General features: G+C 60.3%; 20 protein-coding genes and 2 pseudogenes. 13 read left to right on the plus strand and 9 right to left on the minus strand.

Translation table 11 applies throughout. The features are described from left to right. Positions 1-33 precede the first annotated feature (33 nt). The 3 genes and pseudogenes from K6N12_RS34455 to K6N12_RS30280 form a co-directional block, all read right to left on the minus strand. Positions 34-285: a hypothetical protein gene (locus K6N12_RS34455; protein WP_097625984.1), complete on the minus strand. Its 252-nt coding sequence runs from the start codon at positions 283-285 to the stop codon at positions 34-36. Between the two features lie 344 nt (positions 286-629). Then, positions 630-929, minus strand: a pseudogene (locus K6N12_RS35090) (hypothetical protein); the annotation flags it as partial. 196 nt (positions 930-1,125) lie between these two features. Beyond that, positions 1,126-1,395, minus strand: coding sequence for a hypothetical protein (locus K6N12_RS30280; RefSeq protein WP_239620251.1), 270 nt, complete (start codon positions 1,393-1,395; stop codon positions 1,126-1,128). 229 nt (positions 1,396-1,624) lie between these two features. Between K6N12_RS30280 and ftsZ the strand changes: the two genes are divergently transcribed. Beyond that, a complete protein-coding gene (gene ftsZ / locus K6N12_RS30285; protein ID WP_097625986.1) occupies positions 1,625-2,647 on the plus strand; it encodes a cell division protein FtsZ in 1,023 nt (340 codons plus the stop codon). A gap of 300 nt (positions 2,648-2,947) precedes the next feature. On the opposite strand, the gene K6N12_RS30290 is transcribed toward ftsZ, so the two are convergent. After that, positions 2,948-3,772 (minus strand): helix-turn-helix transcriptional regulator, encoded by an 825-nt coding sequence (locus K6N12_RS30290; RefSeq protein ID WP_097625987.1) that lies wholly within the window; start codon positions 3,770-3,772, stop codon positions 2,948-2,950. Between the two features lie 91 nt (positions 3,773-3,863). On the opposite strand from K6N12_RS30290, the gene K6N12_RS30295 reads away from it, so the two are divergent. Beyond that, positions 3,864-4,748 (plus strand): SDR family oxidoreductase, encoded by an 885-nt coding sequence (locus tag K6N12_RS30295; RefSeq protein WP_097625988.1) that lies wholly within the window; start codon positions 3,864-3,866, stop codon positions 4,746-4,748. Positions 4,749-4,845: 97 nt separating this feature from the next. Here the strand turns inward: K6N12_RS30295 and K6N12_RS30300 are convergent, their stop codons facing one another. Continuing rightward, complete coding sequence (locus K6N12_RS30300; RefSeq protein WP_097625989.1) at positions 4,846-5,055, minus strand: hypothetical protein; 210 nt, start codon at positions 5,053-5,055, stop codon at positions 4,846-4,848. Between the two features lies 1 nt (position 5,056). Next, entirely contained in the window at positions 5,057-5,257 is a 201-nt protein-coding gene (locus K6N12_RS30305; protein WP_097625990.1) for a hypothetical protein, read from the minus strand. A 125-nt stretch (positions 5,258-5,382) separates the two neighbouring features. On the opposite strand from K6N12_RS30305, the gene K6N12_RS30310 reads away from it, so the two are divergent. Next, complete coding sequence (locus K6N12_RS30310; protein ID WP_003593709.1) at positions 5,383-5,556, plus strand: hypothetical protein; 174 nt, start codon at positions 5,383-5,385, stop codon at positions 5,554-5,556. Between the two features lie 340 nt (positions 5,557-5,896). On the opposite strand, the gene K6N12_RS30315 is transcribed toward K6N12_RS30310, so the two are convergent. The 3 genes and pseudogenes from K6N12_RS30315 to K6N12_RS30320 all read right to left on the minus strand — a co-directional run bounded on the left by K6N12_RS30315 (position 5,897) and on the right by K6N12_RS30320 (position 7,221). Then, positions 5,897-6,340: an SRPBCC family protein gene (locus tag K6N12_RS30315; RefSeq protein ID WP_097625991.1), complete on the minus strand. Its 444-nt coding sequence runs from the start codon at positions 6,338-6,340 to the stop codon at positions 5,897-5,899. 114 nt (positions 6,341-6,454) lie between these two features. Continuing rightward, a pseudogene (locus K6N12_RS34460) lies at positions 6,455-6,550 on the minus strand (GFA family protein); the annotation flags it as partial. Next, complete coding sequence (locus K6N12_RS30320; RefSeq protein WP_097625992.1) at positions 6,544-7,221, minus strand: type 1 glutamine amidotransferase domain-containing protein; 678 nt, start codon at positions 7,219-7,221, stop codon at positions 6,544-6,546. The pseudogene K6N12_RS34460 and the gene K6N12_RS30320, both read right to left, overlap by 7 nt. Before the next feature lie 241 nt (positions 7,222-7,462). Here K6N12_RS30320 and K6N12_RS30325 point away from each other — a divergent pair, with 241 nt between their 5' ends. The 10 genes from K6N12_RS30325 to K6N12_RS30370 all read left to right on the plus strand — a co-directional run bounded on the left by K6N12_RS30325 (position 7,463) and on the right by K6N12_RS30370 (position 18,538). Then, positions 7,463-8,464, plus strand: a complete 1,002-nt coding sequence (locus tag K6N12_RS30325) for a LacI family DNA-binding transcriptional regulator (protein ID WP_097625993.1) — start codon at positions 7,463-7,465, stop codon at positions 8,462-8,464. A gap of 112 nt (positions 8,465-8,576) precedes the next feature. Then, positions 8,577-9,611 (plus strand): sterol desaturase family protein, encoded by a 1,035-nt coding sequence (locus tag K6N12_RS30330; RefSeq protein ID WP_097625994.1) that lies wholly within the window; start codon positions 8,577-8,579, stop codon positions 9,609-9,611. Beyond that, positions 9,608-9,919, plus strand: coding sequence for a MocE family 2Fe-2S type ferredoxin (locus K6N12_RS30335; RefSeq protein WP_097625995.1), 312 nt, complete (start codon positions 9,608-9,610; stop codon positions 9,917-9,919). Before K6N12_RS30330 ends, K6N12_RS30335 begins: the two co-directional genes overlap by 4 nt. A gap of 85 nt (positions 9,920-10,004) precedes the next feature. Next, positions 10,005-11,210 (plus strand): NAD(P)/FAD-dependent oxidoreductase, encoded by a 1,206-nt coding sequence (locus K6N12_RS30340; protein ID WP_097625996.1) that lies wholly within the window; start codon positions 10,005-10,007, stop codon positions 11,208-11,210. Then, positions 11,207-12,040 carry a sugar phosphate isomerase/epimerase family protein gene (locus K6N12_RS30345; RefSeq protein ID WP_097625997.1) on the plus strand — a complete coding sequence of 278 codons (834 nt, stop codon included), beginning with the start codon at positions 11,207-11,209 and terminating at the stop codon, positions 12,038-12,040. The genes K6N12_RS30340 and K6N12_RS30345 overlap by 4 nt, the downstream gene beginning before the upstream one ends. A 196-nt stretch (positions 12,041-12,236) precedes the next feature. After that, positions 12,237-13,889, plus strand: coding sequence for a putative bifunctional diguanylate cyclase/phosphodiesterase (locus K6N12_RS30350; RefSeq protein ID WP_097625998.1), 1,653 nt, complete (start codon positions 12,237-12,239; stop codon positions 13,887-13,889). Between the two features lie 58 nt (positions 13,890-13,947). Further along, positions 13,948-14,451, plus strand: coding sequence for a hypothetical protein (locus tag K6N12_RS30355; RefSeq protein WP_425517738.1), 504 nt, complete (start codon positions 13,948-13,950; stop codon positions 14,449-14,451). Then, positions 14,448-15,620, plus strand: a complete 1,173-nt coding sequence (locus tag K6N12_RS30360) for a class I SAM-dependent methyltransferase (RefSeq protein ID WP_097625999.1) — start codon at positions 14,448-14,450, stop codon at positions 15,618-15,620. Before K6N12_RS30355 ends, K6N12_RS30360 begins: the two co-directional genes overlap by 4 nt. Further along, positions 15,620-17,974: a SpoIIE family protein phosphatase gene (locus K6N12_RS30365; protein ID WP_097626000.1), complete on the plus strand. Its 2,355-nt coding sequence runs from the start codon at positions 15,620-15,622 to the stop codon at positions 17,972-17,974. Before K6N12_RS30360 ends, K6N12_RS30365 begins: the two co-directional genes overlap by 1 nt. A 3-nt stretch (positions 17,975-17,977) precedes the next feature. Further along, complete coding sequence (locus tag K6N12_RS30370; protein WP_097626001.1) at positions 17,978-18,538, plus strand: slr1658 superfamily regulator; 561 nt, start codon at positions 17,978-17,980, stop codon at positions 18,536-18,538. Positions 18,539-18,543: the final 5 nt, after the last annotated feature.

The following is an 18,543-nucleotide window of genomic DNA, read 5'->3' on the forward strand; positions in this document are numbered from 1 at the left end:
CCTTTATGAACCGGACGACGCTTGAGGACGGTGTTATTGTTGGCCGTCCTTCGGACCCTTTATGTAATCACAGATTGACGTGAAATAGAGAGTTTCCCCGGCGTGTTCGGCTTTTGACAAGCCGAATTCGACGACGAATTTCTTATCGCTGTAGTTATATGCCGAAGCGATGAACTCTCCTAAACGACCGCAATCTCCCATACCGGAACCCGTATACATCGACAGGTTTTTGCCCTTGAAGGTTCCCTTCAGCACTTTCTGGATCTCAAATTCGCCACGCGTCATCCGTATTGTTTCGCCGTCCGACCCGCCACCCGGCATCTAGACACCGTAAGTCACCAGCTTCATGCGGCCTCTTACGACCAAATCGGAACTAGCGAAGCTTTCTTTCGTGGACACCTCTTTGCAACTACAGGCGGATGCTTCCGAGGCCGACAGCGCCAGCAAAGCCGAGGCGACAACCAAAACTGCTGCGCGATATGAATTCATGGAAATCCCTCATCGACGTCACCTATGCGAATCGATTCATAGCATGACCGCAGATCGGGTTAGAATGATGAGATGATCGTCCTCAGTATGGCTAGAAACCGAAAATTCCTGGCGACGGGCGGAGGTCTGGGGGTGGCCGAATTGGCGGGTTTCAATTCCCGACCGTTCTCGACATAAAGTCCCATCGGTGAAAAATCGGAGCGGTACATGCCGGCGTTGACGGCGAGCGTCGGCGTTTTCCCTTCGGCGCGAACAGCTTCCGCAATGCTCGAAAACGTGCGGTACGGCGCGCCATCGGCGTTCTTCCCAAACAATCTGAGGTCGGCTAACATCCACGACGCTTGTGTACGATGAGAGTGATGAGATTGCCCTGCCCAGAGGCGAGCAATCCACCGCCTGGCAACAGCGAACCCAAAAATTGTGCTCGGAAAAGAAAGAATGCGTCAATCTCTATCCTGGTTCGGACTGGCCTTTCAGCGTCAGCAAGGTTGGCGAACACTTCTATATTGTGTATCAAAACTTCATTGACGCGTTTCCCTAGCGATCTCGTAGGGACGGATGCACGATCCGCCTGTCGCCCCAGTGCCGACTGGACAGCCGGCGCGATCGATAGTGGCTTGCGGGAAATCGCTGCGATCACCTGTCGTTGATCGTGGGAAGGTGCGTTTCGACCTCTACGCGGCGCCGCTCATCCAGCGGCTCAATGTTCTTCTGCCAGAAAGCCTCGGCCTCCGGCGTGTCATCCTCCCAGTGGCGGATCTTGACGATATTATCATCGATCTTGGCCAGCCGTTTACCGCCCAGTCGCAGATATTCATCCGCCAGTTCTTTCGATCGGGTCGTATGCATGTCGCGCTCCTCCATAGGTGAACTAAAAGACCGATCGTCCTTCCAGTTAAACAGCACGGGTGCGATCCTGGTTCCAATTCATGGGCCGAAACCGGTCCACGCATCCAGTTCAAGGAGTGGCCGCCACGGCGCCCTCCCTGAAAAGCACCAAGCCCCGTCCCGATCTTGATCTCTCCCGCTGAGACGTCTTTCGCCTCGCCTCCGCCTTGTTGGGCGGCTATCCTAAGCGCCGATTCGCTATCCGCGACGAGGGCGTGGCGTGAACGAAGCATCAAAGGAGAGCGCGATGACGGACGCCAAGGGCGGCATTTCGGGACTGCGGCCGCACATTACTGTGATCGGCGTCGGCGGTGGTGGTGGCAATGCGATCAACAATATGATCGCGGAAAACCTGGCAGGCGTCGAATTCGTCGCCGCAAACACGGATGCTCAGGTGCTCGCCACCTCCAAGGCGACGCGCCGTATCCAGCTCGGCGCCAATGTGACCGAGGGTCTGGGCGCCGGTTCCCTGCCGGAGGTCGGCCACGCGGCGGCCGAGGAATCGATCGATGAGATCATGGATCACCTGGCCGGCTCGCACATGTGCTTCGTCACCGCCGGCATGGGCGGCGGAACGGGCACGGGCGCAGCACCCGTCATCGCCCGCGCCGCACGTGCGGCCGGCATCCTGACGGTTGGCGTCGTCACCAAGCCCTTTACCTTCGAAGGCAACCGCCGCATGCGGATGGCGGAAATCGGCATCGAGGCGCTTCGCCAGGCGGCCGATACGGTCATCGTCATCCCCAACCAGAACCTTTTCCGCATTGCCGATGCGAAAACCACTTTCGCCGATGCCTTCATGACGGCCGACCGCGTGCTCTATGCCGGCGTTGGCTGCATCACCGACCTGATTGTCAAGGAAGGCCTGATCAACCTCGATTTTGCCGACGTGAAATCGGTCATGCGCGGCATGGGCCGCGCCATGATGGGCACTGGCGAAGCCTCCGGTGAAAGCCGCGCGATGAAGGCGGCGGAAGCGGCAATTGCCAACCCGCTTCTCGACGATATCTCGATGCGGGGCGCCAGGGGCGTGCTGATCTCGATCTCCGGCGGTTCGGATATGACCCTGTTCGAAGTCGACGAAGCCGCAAGCCGCATTCGCGACGAAGTGCAGGACGACGCCGATATCGTCGTCGGCGCGATTTTCGACCGCAGCCTTGACGGCAGGTTCCGCGTCTCGGTCGTGGCGACCGGCCTGGAAGGCGGCGCCGTGCCCACCTCCGCTTCTCAGCCAGCCGTAGAGCAGATCCAGACGCGCACGCTGCAATAGCGCCATATCGTGGCTAAGCGTCGCCCGGTGCAAGAACGGACGGGGCGACGTCGCCGCTTGGCCAGCTGAAACCCGGTCAGCGAAGAGCATGTCCAAGATATCCAGACACGGAGATTTCGACGATCTCCGAATTTGGGATGTAGAGAGTATCCCCTGCGGAAAATCATAGACGACGTTGGAGATGAATCGTCTCCGCTAAGGAGAGCGTCATTCTGAGGCGCAGAAGCCGAAGGCTGGCGCCTCGAAGGACGAGCCGGGTGCGCCTCGCATAAGTCCCGCACTGAGAACCCGACTAATACCTCACCCCACCAGCCCTCTGATTTTCTCCGCATCCTCCGCCGTGGCAGGATTATACACCACCATGCTGAGATCCGGGCGGCCATCCACCTGAAATGCTGAGTATTCGAAGGCGAGCAACCCCAGCACCGGGTGCTTGATGTGTTTGGCGCCCTCGCCGTGGGTGCGGACATCGTTGTCACGCCACATTTCCAGGAATTCCGGGCTCTTGCGGCAGAGTTCGTCGACCAAGGGCTCGACCTCGGCCGCAGCACCCGCGCGGGCCGCGTCCACACGGAAGGCTGCAACGACGAAGCGGGCGACGCTTTCCCAGTCGTGCTGGGCTGCGCGCACGCGCGGCTCGAGGAAGATGAAGCGCAGCACGTTGCGTTCTTCCGGCGGCAGTGCGCCGTAGTCGGTCAGCAGCATGGTTGCCGCCCGGTTCCAGGCAATCACGTCCCAGATGGCGTTGCGGATCAGCGCCGGGCTCGGGTCCAGTGCATCGAGCACGCCCTGCAGCCTGGGCGTCACCCCGTCTTGCCTGCAATAGCGCACCTCGGGCGGGCGGCCGAGGCCGATAAGGAAAAGATGCTCGCGCTCGATATCGGTGAGCATCAGCGCCCGCGAAATCCGGTCGAGCACGTCGGCCGACGGCGCGCCGCCGCGCCCCTGCTCCAGCCAGGTGTACCAGGTGGGGCTGATATTGGCGCGGCCTGCTACCTCCTCGCGGCGTAGCCCCGGCGTGCGGCGACGCTCGCCGGCAAAGCCGAGCGCGGCCGGATCGAGCTTGGCGCGGCGGTCCTTCAGATAGGCGCCCAGCCGGTTTTCGGAGGTGACGAATTCGCTCATCCTGTTATGCATTATACCATGATAATATCACTACTTTACCATGATAGCAGCGTGGTCGATATCTGTCTCCAGCAAAACAGGAGACGCTGACATGCGCGTATTCGTAACCGGAGCCACCGGCTGGGTTGGCTCGGCCGTCGTTAGTGAATTGATCGCCGGCGGACACCAGGCGCTTGGCCTCACCCGCTCGGAAAAAGGAGCTGAGGAATTGGCGGCCGCCGGCGCTGCGGTCCATCGCGGCATGCTCGAGGATGTAGAGAGCCTGAAGCGCGGCGCCGCCGAGGCCGATGGCGTCATCCATACGGGCTTCAACCATGATTTCTCGAAATTCGCCGAAAACTGCGCCCTCGACCGGCGCGCCATCGAGGCGCTCGGCGAAGCTCTCCAAGGCTCCAGCCGTCCCCTGCTGGTCACCGCAGGCCTCGGCCATGCGCCCGGCCGCGTCGGCACCGAAAAAGATCCGCCCATGCCCACCACAGAGACCTATCCCCGCGCCTCGGAAATCACCGCGGTATCACTTGCGGCACGCGGCGTGCGCGCCTCGACTGTCCGGCTTCCGCCTTCGGTGCATGGCCACGGCGATCACGGTTTCGTGCCGATCCTGATCGATTTCGCCCGGCGGACGGGCGTTTCGGCCTATATCGGCGAAGGCCAGAACCGATGGCCGGCGGTGCACAGGCTCGACGCCGCCCGCCTCTATCGGCTGGCGCTGGAGCGCGGCGCCGTGGGCGGCCCCTTCCTCGCGGTCGCCGAGGAGGGCGTGCCGTTCCGGAAGATCGCCGAGGTGATCGGGCGGCGGCTCAATGTTCCGGTGGTCTCGAAGTCGCGCGAGGAAGCGGCTGCGCATTTCGGCTGGTTCGCGATGTTCGCGGGCTTCGACGTGCCAACGTCGAGCGAGCACACCCGCGCGCTCCTCAACTGGCAGCCCACCCAGCCGGACCTGCTCGCCGATATTGACCACGCGGCTTATTTTTAAGAGCTCATCCTCACGCCCACCCGCAGGAGCATCGCCGCCCCCAACAAGCCGAAAGCCGGGGTCGGCTTGCCTGCAGACTTAAAGGGGAATTCTTCGCCTACCGCATCCGCCCCTCATTCATATCGGAGGGATCGTAGTTGATGTCCCAATCCTTCTGCGGGTTCTTCTTGTCGGGCGGGTTCTTGTGCACTGTTGCATCTTCGGAGCCGGTGATGACGGTCGGCTTGGCGCTGGCAACGCCGGTGCTCTTCCTGTCGGCGCGGGATTTGGCGAACTGGCCGGCCGCGTCTTTCTCGGGGTTGGCCATCTCATTCGCCCTTCTGCTTCAGCGCATCGCCGAGATCCTTGGTCTCGGGATCGCGGTTGTTTTCGCCCTTCGCGTCGCGATCACGATCCGGATCGTCTTTGGCTTTGAGATAGCCGTGCGGGGTGTTTCCCTTCGGGCCTTCCCATCGGGGCGACTGATCTGTGGTGCCGGGAGCGCCATCTTTGGGGGTCGTCATGCCCATCGTCGTTCCTCCTTGGTTGAAGAGGAAAAACCGGGAAAGGCGCCAAGTGTTCCCGCAGAAAATATGGAACAGTGTCGTCCCCCAACGGTTGTCCCGAGGTCGCAACCTCGAACAGGGAGCCGAAAATGAGCAAGACCAACGTCCGTGAACTACAGAAACGCGCCGAACAGCAGGTCAAAAACACCAGCGCCGGCGGCCACCTCGGCGGCACATATTTCGGTCAGCAGCCCGACGGCAAAACTGCCTCGGACAGCAGCAACGACAGTGCCAAGGCGCGGCCGAACGACGGGAGCAATTGAGCGGCGCGTGCCGCCAGCTTACCTGGTGGCGATATCACCGCCAACAGTTGTGTGGAAGCGCCACCTTTCCCTCATTTCTGTTCTCGGGCTTTGACCCAAGGACAGAGATGAGGAACCCAGTGAGCGCTTCCTGTCAAATGTTGTACAGGCATGCACACGCCGCAACCCCCGCCTGTTCATTGACCGACAACGCCTCTGCCCTACCTTCTACTCGCGGCCGGCCGAGGGGATAGGAGCCGGGGCGAAAGCGGAGGGGCGACGTGGCATCCTATTCTATCGACGATGCCGGGAGCTTGCTCCCGTTTCGTAATTCAGCCCCGGTAGCCCTGGCGCAATCGCGCTATTCCTGGATATCGGGCTCGATCACCCTGGCGAGGTTTTTCAGCGACTCCTGCCAGCCGAGATAACACGCCTCCGGCGGGATGAGGTCGGGCACGCCTGCCTGGGTGATATCAACCTCGGTACCGACCAAGACCTTTTTCAGCGTCACGGTAACTTCCATTTCGCCCGGCAGGTTCGGATCGTCGAACTTGTCGGTGTAGCGGACGCGTTCGCCCGGGACGAGTTCGCGGAATTCGCCGCCGAAGGCATGGCTGTTGCCGGTGGTGTAGTTGCGGAACGACATTCTGAACGTGCCGCCGACGACCGGCTCCATATGATGAACGGTGCACAGAAAGCCATTCGGCGGCAGCCACTTGGCAAGCGCGTCCGCCTCGATAAAGGCGCGATAGACCTTTTCCGGGCTGGTCGCGAAAACGCGGTGCAGGCGTATGGTGTTCGGCATGGTGGTGATCCTTGTGGTGGACGAAATGAACAAGCTAAGGACGGACAAGCCTTCGCCGATCCGACACGGGATCGATCTTTTCTTCAAGAAAAATCGCGTGAGGCTGCGCAGCCGTCAGCTGGGCATGCCTTCGAACTGCGGAAGGTGAAGGGGCGTTGCCCAAGCCAGCCGCCGTTTGGTGAACATCTCGACACCCGACTGTATCAGCTCAGCGCATGCAGCAGCAGGCGTGCGGCCTGCTTCGACGAGGCCGGATTCTGCCCGGTAATCAGTTGATCGTCCTGGACGACATGCACCGCCCAGTCTGCCGTCGTCGAAAACTTCGCCCCCTGCTCTTTCAGCACGTCCTCGAGCAGGTAAGGCACGACCTCGACGAGCTGCACTGCGGCCTCCTCGGAATTGGTAAATCCGGTCACCGTCCGACCCTTTGCGATCGGCCCGCCGTCCGGAGCCTTGACCTTGGTCAGTATCCCCGGCGCGTGACAGACGAGCGCCAGCGGTTTTCCCGCAGCAAGCGTCTCCTCTATCAACGTGTGGGCGTTGCGGTCGTTTGTCAGATCCCAGAGCGGGCCATGGCCGCCGGGAAAGAACACGCTGTCATAATCGGCCTGGTCGATGTCAGACAGTTTTAGCGTGTTGGCAAGCGCAGCCGTTGCCGACGGGTCGCGTTCGAACCGGCGCGTGTCGTCGGTCTGAAACGCCGGCTCGTTGCTCTTCGGATCAAGCGGAGGCTGACCTCCTTTGGGCGAAGCGAGCACGACCTCGGCCCCGGCATCACGGAAGACGAAATAAGGGGCGGCGAGTTCCTCGAGCCAGAATCCGGTCTTCTTGCCGGTATTTCCCAGCTGGTCATGCGATGTGAGAACCATGAGAATTTTCATTGCCCAGCTCCTTCGGCCGGCCGGAGGACAAAGTCCCCCGCGTCCGGTTTAACGGTGAAATACTGCCTGCAATCTCATGTTGAAGTGGAAGAAATCATAGATCGACTGCACCCGCGATACAAGTGTCGCTCAAACCCTGCACCGACCAGCCTCTGTACGTTCCGAGGCTCCGGTGTATGAAGAGGGACGGATTGCCCATAGGATCGATCCGATCGCGTTGGCCATTCCAGGGACCTGAAAAGTGAACAAGCCGAATTATCGGGATATCGCCCGCCATGCCGGCGTCGGGACGGCCACGGTCGAGCGGGTCCTGAACAGACGCGGCGGCGTTCGCCCGGAACTGGTCGAGAAGGTGATCATTGCCGCGCGCGCACTGGATTATCCCCGCAAGCTCCCGGACACGCATCGCGGCCTGCTGCGCATAGAGGTGTTGATGGTCCGTCCTGAAACGACCTTCTATCAGCGGCTCTCCGCAGCATTCGAGAGGATCGCGGCCACCCTCGACCCACTGGTGATCGTGCATCGCAGCTTTACCGAAGAGATGAAGCCGGAAGAAATCGCGCGCCGCATCTTGTCGGCCGGCCTGCGGCGCGCCGGCCTGATCCTGGCGGTGCCCAGCAATCCGGTGATCGGCGCGGCCGTCGAGACGGTCAGCGCCCAAGGCTTGCCGGTGGTCCACGTCGTCACTCGCGCCTCGGAACGGACAGGCGAATTCGTCGGCATCGACAATTATGCCGCCGGCCGGACGGCAGCGCTCTTCATCAGCCGAATGGCACGCCGGACTGGTCCGGTCTTTGCGATCTGCCATCCGATCTATCAGGTGCACCGCGATCGCATCCGCGGTTTTTCGGATTATTTTCTCGAGCATCCCGGCTTCACCAGCTTCCAGCAGTTGGGGTTCGGTCTCGACGACGAGCATCTCGGCGCCGAACTCCTGTCTTCGGCCTTGCGGATGTATCCGGACCTTGCCGGCCTCTACAATGCCGGCGGTGGCAATTCGGCGCTGATCAGTGTGCTGCGGCGGCAGGCGCGCGAACGCGGCATCTTCTTCGTCGGCCACGAACTCACCGATTATACGCGCAGCGCCTTGCAGGACGGCATCATGGATGTGGTACTCGACCAGGCGCCCGAGGCGCAGGCCAGACGATCGCTCGATCTGATCCTGCGCCGGGTTGGCCTGACCGATATCAAACCGGACCAGGCACCAATCCGTTTTATTACCATCACCAAGGAAGGGCTTTGATCTAATCAGATCAAGGAAGGCTTCGGCATTTACCGGCGTCCCTGCTAATTTCCAGTCAGCAGAGAGATGCGGGCGGACGCGGAAACATCCGGCCCGCCGTAAGGAGATGCCAATGGATGATCTGAAATTCGGCAAGCGCAACAAGCGTGGCGACTGGGCGCCGAACCAGCCTGCCGAAACCGCCCCGCTGTTTGCGTTTCCGCCGCGGCTGATGGCGGTCCTGAAATGGCTTCCGCATTACTTCTTTCCCTGGAATGCGATTTTTGCCGCCTCCGCCGTCGCTTATTGGGCCTGGGTCATTCCGCCGGTGGAAACAATGCGCACGCTCAGCTTTGGCTGGATCGCCTGGCTCTATGCGGTGAACGCCGTCGCGGTCTTCCTGTTCTACGGCGCCTTCGAACTGCATCTCTACGTGCTGAAACGGCAGGAAAACCGCTTCAAGTACAATGGCAAGTTCCCGGCCGACCACAAGAGCAACGCCTTCTGGTTCGAACGCCAGAACCTCGACAATATGCTGCGCACCTTCCTGTGGGGTGTGACGATCTGGACCGCCGTCGAGGTCGGCATGCTCTGGGCCTATGCCAATGGCTACGCGCCGTGGCTGAGCTTTGCGGAAAATCCATGGACGCTGGCGCTTGTCGCGCTCGTGGTGCCGATTATTCATGAGTTCCATTTTTTCTGTATACACCGGCTGATTCACACGCCCTTGCTCTACAAATGGGTGCACTCGGTCCACCACAATTCGGTGAACCCCTCACCCTGGTCGTCGCTGTCGATGCATCCGATCGAGCACCTGCTTTATTTTGGGACCGCCTTCTACCATCTGTTCCTGCCCTCCAACCCGATCCTCATGCTCTACCAGCTGCACTATGCGGGTTTCGGGGCCATTCCCGGCCATGTCGGCTTCGACAAGGTCGAGATCGGTAAGGAGAAACTGGTCGATAGCCACGCCTATGCGCATTACCTCCACCACAAATATTTCGAGGTGAACTACGGCGACGCACTGATCCCGCTCGATAAATGGTTCGGCACCTGGCACGACGGCTCGCCCGAAGGCGAAGCGCAGATGCAGGAGCGCTACCGCAGGCGCAAGGAAAAACTCGCGGCCCGCAAGGCCCGCCTGGAAGTCGGGGGAGCGGCCGAATGACCTGGGTTTCAGCTGGCAAACTCGACGACATCGAACAGGAAGGCGCCATCCGCTTCGACCATGGCGGGCGCACCTACGCGATCTACCGTGGCCCGGATGATAGCGTCTACTGCACCGCCGGGCTCTGCACCCACGAGGCGATCCATCTCGCCGACGGATTGGTGATGGATTTCGAGGTGGAATGTCCAAAACATTCCGGCGCGTTCGACTATCGCACTGGCGAGGCCATCAGGCTTCCGGCCTGCGAAAATCTGAAAACCTATCCGGCAGAGGTCATCGACGGAGAGGTTCGCGTCGCTCTGGCTTGATGCATGTCGCCCGGACATGCGCAGCGCTTTAGGCCTTGGTTTTTATGTCGTCACGAGCGCCGGCCGCTTTTTTCACGGAGAAAACATGGACGGTATGGTCATCATCGGCGCCGGCGAATCCGGCACCCGGGCAGCCTTTGCCCTGCGTGAAGCAGGCTATTCGGGGCCCGTCACGCTGGTCGGCGCCGAGCCCCACCTGCCCTATGAACGGCCGCCTTTGTCGAAGACCGTCGGCGATGCGGTGCAGATGAAGCTGATCTGCGCTGCAGAAGCGCTGGATGCGGCCGGCATCACCTATCTCAAGGGCTTGTCGGCCGCCGAGCTGGATGCTGGCGCAGGAGCGGTGCGCTTGAGCGACGGCCGGGTGCTCCACTATGAAAAGCTGCTTCTGGCCACCGGCGCGCGGCCGAGACGGCTCACATGTCCCGGTGCAGCGGGCGCACTCGATTTCCGCACCCACGCCGATGCCGAAGCGATCTTCTCCCGTGTTGCGCCGGGCCGGAGCGTGGCGATCATCGGCGCCGGCCTGATCGGGATGGAACTCGCAGCGGTCCTGCGCGGAAAGGACGTTTCGGTCAGCGTGATCGAAGCCGCGCTGAGACCTTTGGGCCGTGCCGTCCCCGCCCGCTTTGCCGAAACGCTGCACGCCAGACATGTTGCGGAAGGCGTGCGCTTTCACCTCGATCGAGGCGTGGCGGCGATCAGCGACGACGGCGTCACCCTGACCGATGGCAGTCTGGTGCATGCTGATCTCGTCGTTAGCGCCATCGGAGTGGTGCCTGACATCGCTTTGGCGGAAGCAGCGGGACTGGCCACCGGCAACGGCATTCTGACGGACGCCGATCTTCGCACCAGCGCACCGAACGTCTTCGCTTCAGGCGATTGCGCGGCGGTGGCCCAGCCGGGCGGCGGATATATCCGCTATGAAAGCTGGCGCAACGCCAGGACGCAGGCGGAGACCGCGGCGCGAAATATGGCCGGTGCCGCCGAGACCTTCGGCGCCCTCCCCTGGTTCTGGTCAGACCAGTATGATCTCGGCCTCCAGGTGGCGGGACTGCCGCAGCCCGCCCATCAGATCGTCCTGCGTTCGGCCGCGGAGGGCGAACTGGAGTTTTATCTCGACGACGGACGCCTCGCGGCATCCGCGGGCCTTGGCACCGGCAATGGCCTGGCCAGAGACATCAAGCTCGCCGAGATGCTGATTGCCGCGGGCCTCAGCCCCAGCCCCGCAGAACTGGCAGACCCGGGCGTAAACCTCAAAATGCTTCTGAAGAGCGCGCGGGCCGCATGACACAGAAGCTGCTGATCTTCCAATCGCTCTGGGCCATGGAGCGGCGGCACACGGATGGGTTCGAGCGCACACTCGACGAGAACATCGCGATGATCTCAGAGGCGGGCTTCGACGGCATCAGCGCGCATTACACCAACCGGGGCGATGTCGTTGCCCTCAACGAGGCCATCCGGGGCAGCGGCTTGAAGATCGAAGGGGGCTGCTTCCCTCGCTGTGTCGACGATCTGCGTCTGCCGCTGGAACTGGCCGCGGAGTTTCCGGTCAGCCACCTCAACCTGCAACCCGATATCCGCCCGCGCCGCATCGATGCCTGCCTGCCGCTTCTCGACGGCTGGATGCGGCTCGCGGAAGATGCCGGCATCCCCGTGTTCATTGAAACGCATCGCGACAGGATGACCGCGGACCTGTTCTTTACGCTGGATCTGCTCGATCAGCGTCCCGACCTCCCGCTGCTGGCCGACCTGTCGCATTTCCTCGTCGGCCGCGAATTCGCCTTTCCGGTCGATGAGGAAAACCACGCTCTGATCCGACGCATCCTAGGGAACACCCAGGCATTTCACGGTCGGGTTGCCTCGCCTGAACAGGTGCAGATCGAGATCTCCTTTCCGCACCACCGGCCCTGGGTCGATCTCTTCATCGAGTGGTGGGAGTATGGTTTTCGCCACTGGCGATCCCGCTCCGCCGAGGACGCTGAACTGATCTTTACATGCGAGCTGGGTCCCAAACCCTATGCGATCACCGGCAGAGACGGCAACGACTCGACCGATCGATGGGCTGAGGCCCTGGCGCTGCGGCAGCTGGTGCGTGAACTCTGGGCCGCCGCTGCCTAAATCCCGTTACTCCGCGTCCTCATCGTGCAAATCCCCTGTTGGATCAGTGCAGTGTGCCCCAAATCGTAAGCGTGTCGGCAGAGGTTTGGGATTGTTAATCAGGGGTGCCTAATGTAAATCTTGACGTGCACAAGTTGTGCGACAGTTGATTTGCTACGATATCTGGTTAGGACATTCGACTGAGAGAGGCCCGAAGATGCGGAAAATTCGTGCGGCCAGCTCGGCCCTCGGACAAACACAGCCAGAAGCTTCGACTTCGATCGACCGGCTTTTGTTCTTTGACCGCGACTTCAATCCCGTCGAGAATTTGCTGGGCAATGAACTGCCTGCTTCCGTCAAACCGGCCGCGTCACTTTGGGAGCATTTTCCACAGCTGGACAAATCAGCGATTACGCTCGCTTTCCGCTCCTTGGATGACAGCGCCCAGCCGTTGCGAATATCGGGCGATCTGGGCAGGCCGGGCGCGCACGGGCTGACGATCTATCGGATCGGAGAGCTGTTTGCCGTGGTTCGCTCCGAGGAGCTTGTCGACGATGAGCGCGCGACCCTTTTGCATCTGGCGACCCACGATCCGCTGACGGGACTGCCGAACCGACGCCAGTTCAGCGACGACCTTGCTGCGCTGCTGCAGGAGACCGCAGGCTCGGACGAGACCCTGTCTCTGATGCAGCTCGACCTCGACGATTTCAAGCCCGTCAACGACACGCTTGGGCATCCAGCCGGTGACAAGCTTCTTCAATTTGCCGCAAGGCGTATTCAAGACTGCCTGACCAGCGATGACAGAGCCTACCGACTGGCCGGCGACGAATTCACGGTCATTTCCAGGGGCTCGGGACATCCGGCCAAAGCGCACCGGTTGGCGGAAGCTTTGGTTGCCGCATTCAAAAAGCCTTTCACGATCGATGGCATCGCGGTCTTTGTCGGCACCAGCATCGGCATATCCACAGCTCCTCCAGATGGAACCAATCCGGAGCAGTTGATGAAGGCATCCGATCTTGCGCTTTATGCCGCCAAGCAAGAGGGGCGCGGCCGGGCAAAAGCCTTCGATGCCGCAATGCTGGAATTGCTGGAGCAACGCGAATTGCTGCGCCGCAGCCTGCGCATGGCTTTGGACCAACAGCAATTCTTCGTCGAATATCAACCCCTTGCCGAAGGCGGCTGCATTGTCGGGTTCGAAGCGTTGCTGAGATGGCACCACCCGCTGCTTGGAAAAATTCCACCGGCGGCATTCATTCCGATGGCCGAGGCCGATGGAATGATGCCTGACATCGGCGCATGGGTTTTGGAGCAGGCATGCCGCGAAGCGATGAAGTGGCCTGAGAATTACATCGTGGCCGTCAATGTCTCGGCGGCAGAATTCCTGACGAGCGGCCTCACGGATCGCATATCGCAGACGCTGGACCTTGTCGGACTTCCGCCCGAGCGTCTGGAGCTTGAGATCACCGAAAGCGTGCTGCTCGAGCGCACCGTCAACAACATCGACACGCTGAATACGCTCAACGTACTGGGGATACGGATCTCGCTGGATGATTTCGGGACCGAATATTCTTCACTCAGCTATCTCAAGACATTCCCTTTCGACACGATCAAAATCGACAAATACTTCATCACCGATCTGGAAAGCGATCCGAAAAGCCAGACGATCGTCCGCTGCATCGTCAACCTCGCACATGGCCTCGACATGCAGGTGACGGCCGAAGGGGTCGAGACGCCGGCTCAGGCGGAATGGCTGCACAGTGTGGGCTGCGACAGGCTTCAGGGCTATCTGGTGAGCAGGCCGCTTCCGGTCGAGGCGATCGGCGAATTCATCAACCGGGCTGAAACACCTGTGAGCCACGCGCTGGTATAGCAAGCCAGAGATTTTTCGCCGTGCTTTTTTGAGGGCATCTGACGCGCCAGACAAACTGATGGAGGCTGTATTGGAAGAGCAAGCATCTGGCTTCGATGACCATGCATTGGCGCCGATGGTATCGCTGGAACTGAATGTTGCGACGTTCAAATCTCAGTGGCAGTTTTGCGACAGGATTACCGAATATCTCTCCGACATTCTCGGCCAAGGTCACAGCGACCCGGCTCGATATTCGAATTTTCTTTCCGTCGCGGCCAACGAACTCATTGAACTTGCCTTCCGCTCGACGCGTGAGCCGGGAAGGATAAGTTTCAGTCTCTATCGCGGCGCGACGTCCAACCGGCTGAGAATTGCCTTTGCCCGCGAGGACCGCGAGAGCACCGGCATGAGGTCAAGTGGACGCCAGCCTCTCCCGGGCGCCGGGCCTGACCTGAAGTCCGACGGGACGATTTTGCTCAAAGATCTGGCCACCATATTCCGTGCCGCTATCCGAATTGAGCAGGACGGCACCCACGGGATGCAGATCATCGCGGATTTCCCCTCGGCCGAGGATTTCCAATGAACCTGCTTGCCCGCCCGTTCACCGTCCATTTTGATCCGACAAATCAGGAGCTGCTGCTGTCCGGCAAGATGCGGCCCGAAAGTGCAAACGAGATTGCCGATGCTCTTAAGCTGGTGCGGCAAACTTTGGAACAATACAGCGGCGTCGTTTACCTGAACGTCAAACGTTTGACGCACATCAACATGACGGCGTTTACAGCCCTCTCCGATATTTTGACGGCACACTGCCGGACAAGGCCGGAACGGAAGATCGTCATCATTACGTCGAGCGTGGTGGCCTGGTCGACCTCATTGTTCCAGACGTTGGCGACATCACAGCCAAACCTGTCGATTGAAGTCTACGATTCGGCGTTTTATCCGGGCCAGACCTTTGTCGAGGATGAGAGCTTCATCCCCATCCTGCGGACCCAGACGAAAATGACATGGAGGCACGAACGCGAGCTGCTGCCGCGCCACGGCCTGCGCAACGGCCTTGTCATGGCGGACATCTGTTGCGGAATTGGTGATTTCGCCGCCTTGGTTCAACGGGAATTCAAACCGGAACGGCTTGTGGCGCTCGATCATTCCATGCGCAGCCTCGACTATGCCCGCAGGGTCGCTGCCGACTTCGATCTGCAGGGGATCGAGTATACCTATGGCGACGCCTCTCAAATGCTGCTTCGGGACAACCAGTTCGACTTTGTGACCTGCCGGCATTCGCTGCAGATTTTCAACCGTCCCGAGATGCTGTTGCGGGAGCTTTACCGCATCTGCAAACCCGGCGGCCGTGTCTACATCACCAACGAAAAAAATTCGCATTGCCTGGGCGAGCCGCATGCGGAAACGATCAAATGGACTTACGAGGAAGTCGCCAAACTGTTCAGGCACTTCGACATGGATGTCGAGATGGGGCCGAAAAGCCGGCATCTTCTCGCCGATGCGGGATTCGATGCCATCAAGGTCGATTGCTTCATGGTGACGAACCTCGACGGGGATCCTCAGGACTTCGCCGACATCATCGTAGCCTGGGAGAATGTCTATGCTGGTGAGATGGCGGTCCGGCGCGGCGACTCGGTGGACTTTATCCGCAGGTTCCGGCAAGGGTTCAAGGATCACGTTTTTGCCGCCCTTCACCCCAAGGGTTATGCCGGCTGGCCGATCTGGGCGGCTTCCGGACGAAAGCCACTGTGATGGGAGGCAGATCACTGAAAAGACCGGCAGGAATAGGCTTTCGGGCAAAGTTCATCCTGGTCGTAGGCGGAGCTGTCCTCTTCGACCTGCTGGTCAGCGGCGGGCTGGCGCTCTGGAACGTTCAGAGGCTGTCGCGCGACGCAACGCTCGAGGTCGGCCAGGGTCTCGAAGCGGCAAGCCAGGAGTACATCCGCACCTACGCGGATTCGACAGCGTCACAGGTGAGTTTGCTGCTGCGGCAGGTTCATAGCGACGTCAGTACGCTCGCCGGCGTGCTGCAGGCGCAGATCGACGATCCCGCGCGCAATTCCGACGTCGGCGCGGCCATCTCCCGCACATCTCCGGGCAGCGTCAGCCTTTCCTATGATCCGCAGGGGAAGTGGTCTCAGAACGCTCCGGGCTCGGTCTCGGTCGTGAGCGTCTGGGGTTACCTGCTCGGACAGGACCGGCAGCCAAGGCAGGACGTCGAGAGCGATATCCGCACGAGCGCGGTTCTGGATCTTGTTGCGCCGAGCCTGCTGCAGCACGGTGCTTCGAAGCTGCAGATGTATTACATCGGCTCGAAAGAACGGCCGATCTTCAGAACGGCGCCCTATACCGACCAGGCCCAGACTTTCGACCGCCTTTATCCCGGCCATAACGAGGCCAATTTCTGGGACTTCTTTTTCCCCGGACTTTACGAATCCTGGCAGGGCTGGGCCAAGGATATGAAGACGCGGCCTGTCGCGGATGACATCACCCAGACAGCGCCCTATACCGACGCCATTACCGGCAAGCTGATCGTCAGTTTCTTTCATCCCCTATGGACAGCCGACAGGCAGGATGTCGCCGGGACGGCCGGCGCCGACATCACGCTCGATCAGCTGGCGCAAACGGTTGAAAATGTCAAAGTCGCCCAATCGGGCTTCGGGTTTCTCGCCATGTCCGACGGCAATGTCGTCGCGATTAACAGCACGGGCGAAAAAACCCTCGGCCTGCGCTCCGCAAGCGGTGCGAGCGGAACCGGCGTGACCGGCCTGGAACGCTCGCTGAAGGGAAGCTCCCAGCCTGCAATCGCCAAACTGGCCCTCGACCGCGAACAGGGCATCCAACACTTGCTGTTACAGCAGGACGGCAGCGAGGTCCCGTATATCGCCATCGTGAAGAAACTGCCTGCGACCAATCTCTGGGTCAGCGGCCCGGTTCGCCAAGAGGCAATGCTGCTTGGGGTGGTCGTGCCCGAGCGTGAAATCGACGCCTCGCTCTATGCGGCCCAGGCCAAGATTTCCGAGGCGACGAACCGGATCGTGCTCTACCAAATTCTGGCGATCCTGATGTCCCTGCTGATCGTGACGATCGCGGTCTTTGCGGCATCGAAACGAATAACCAGCGGAATCAGCGCCCTGGCAGGTGCTGCCAAACGAATCCAGACGAAGGATTATTCGGTCAGGGTCGCCATTTCGAGCAAGGACGAAGTCGGTGAGGCCGGTGAAGCCTTCAATCGCATGGCCGAAGAAATCAGCTATCACACCGAAAATCTCGAGCAGCTCGTCGAAGAGCGAACCGCTCAAATCGAAGATGCAAAGGAAGAGATTTCGACGCTGAACGCACAACTGCAGCGAGAAAACAGACGTCTTGGAACGGAGCTCGCCGTCGCCGAGAGAATCCAGCTGATGGTGCTTCCGCTGCATCAGGAGCTCGAGGACTTTCAGGCACTCGAGATCGCCGCCTATATGAGACCTGCGGAAGAGGTCGGCGGCGATTATTACGACGTCTTGAAGAACGGAAGCCGGTTGAAGATCGGCATCGGCGACGTCACCGGACACGGGCTGGAAAGCGGCGTGTTGATGCTGATGGTTCAGTCTGTCGCCCGCGCCCTGCAGGAAGCCGGAAACACCGATGCCGTCGAATTCTTGACAAATCTGAACAGCGCCCTGTTCAAAAATATCGTCAGGACGAAAATCGATAAGCACCTCACTTTGGCGTTTCTTGACTACGACGGAAAAGAGATGATCCTGTCGGGGCAACACGAGGAAGTTATCGTCGTCAGGGCAAACGGCGAGGTCGAACGCATAGACACCATGGATCTGGGCATACCGATCGGGCTGGAGGCGGATATCTCCGCCTTCATCAAAACCCGTGAAATCGCGTTCGAAAAGGGGGATCTCATACTCTTGCATACCGATGGCGTCACGGAAGCCGAAAACGACGCCGGAGAATTGTTCGGCATGGACCGGCTGTGCTGCGAAGCCGTACGCCTCAGGAATTTGAGCGCTGAGAAAGTCGTTTCCGAAATTGTGGCGACACTCATGCTCTTTATCGGATCGCAGAAAATCTACGACGACATCACGCTTCTCGCAGTACGGCATAGGTGAGTCATGGCGCCAACGGTATACGGCATCGAATCTCTGACTGACATAAGCCTGGATTCGGGCACGCGCCTCACCTTGACCGATGGACCGCTTCAGCTTGGATGGAAGCACTCGGGCATGACGGCCGACTTCATCGCTGAGGTCATGGCCCTGCCCTTTTCACGTTCAAGAAAGGACTACATGCAGGCGCATCATGACATCGGCTATCTCAGCAACGAGCTGATCGAAAACGCCGTCAAGTTTCGACAGCCGGGTGAGATCCTCATTGAAGCCGGCATATCCGAGGGGAGCTTTTTGATACGGGTAAAGAACACCATCGACGGCGCGACAGCCTCACGCTTTCAGCAACTGCTGCGCCGCCTGCAATCGAAGGATCCTGGGGAACTTCTTCTTGAGCAAATCGAAACCAACGCCATATCGTCTGCAAGCGGTTCCGGCTTGGGCTTGCTGACCCTTTTGAGCGATTACGACGCAAAAATGGCATGGGCATTCGAAGAGAATAATAATGAGCGTATTATCCTGACGACGACTGCAGCCGTGGCAATGCCGCCCTCCTCCAATCCGTGAGCGAA

This window comes from Rhizobium redzepovicii, assembly GCF_019793435.1.
GTDB classification, from domain to species: domain Bacteria; phylum Pseudomonadota; class Alphaproteobacteria; order Rhizobiales; family Rhizobiaceae; genus Rhizobium; species Rhizobium redzepovicii.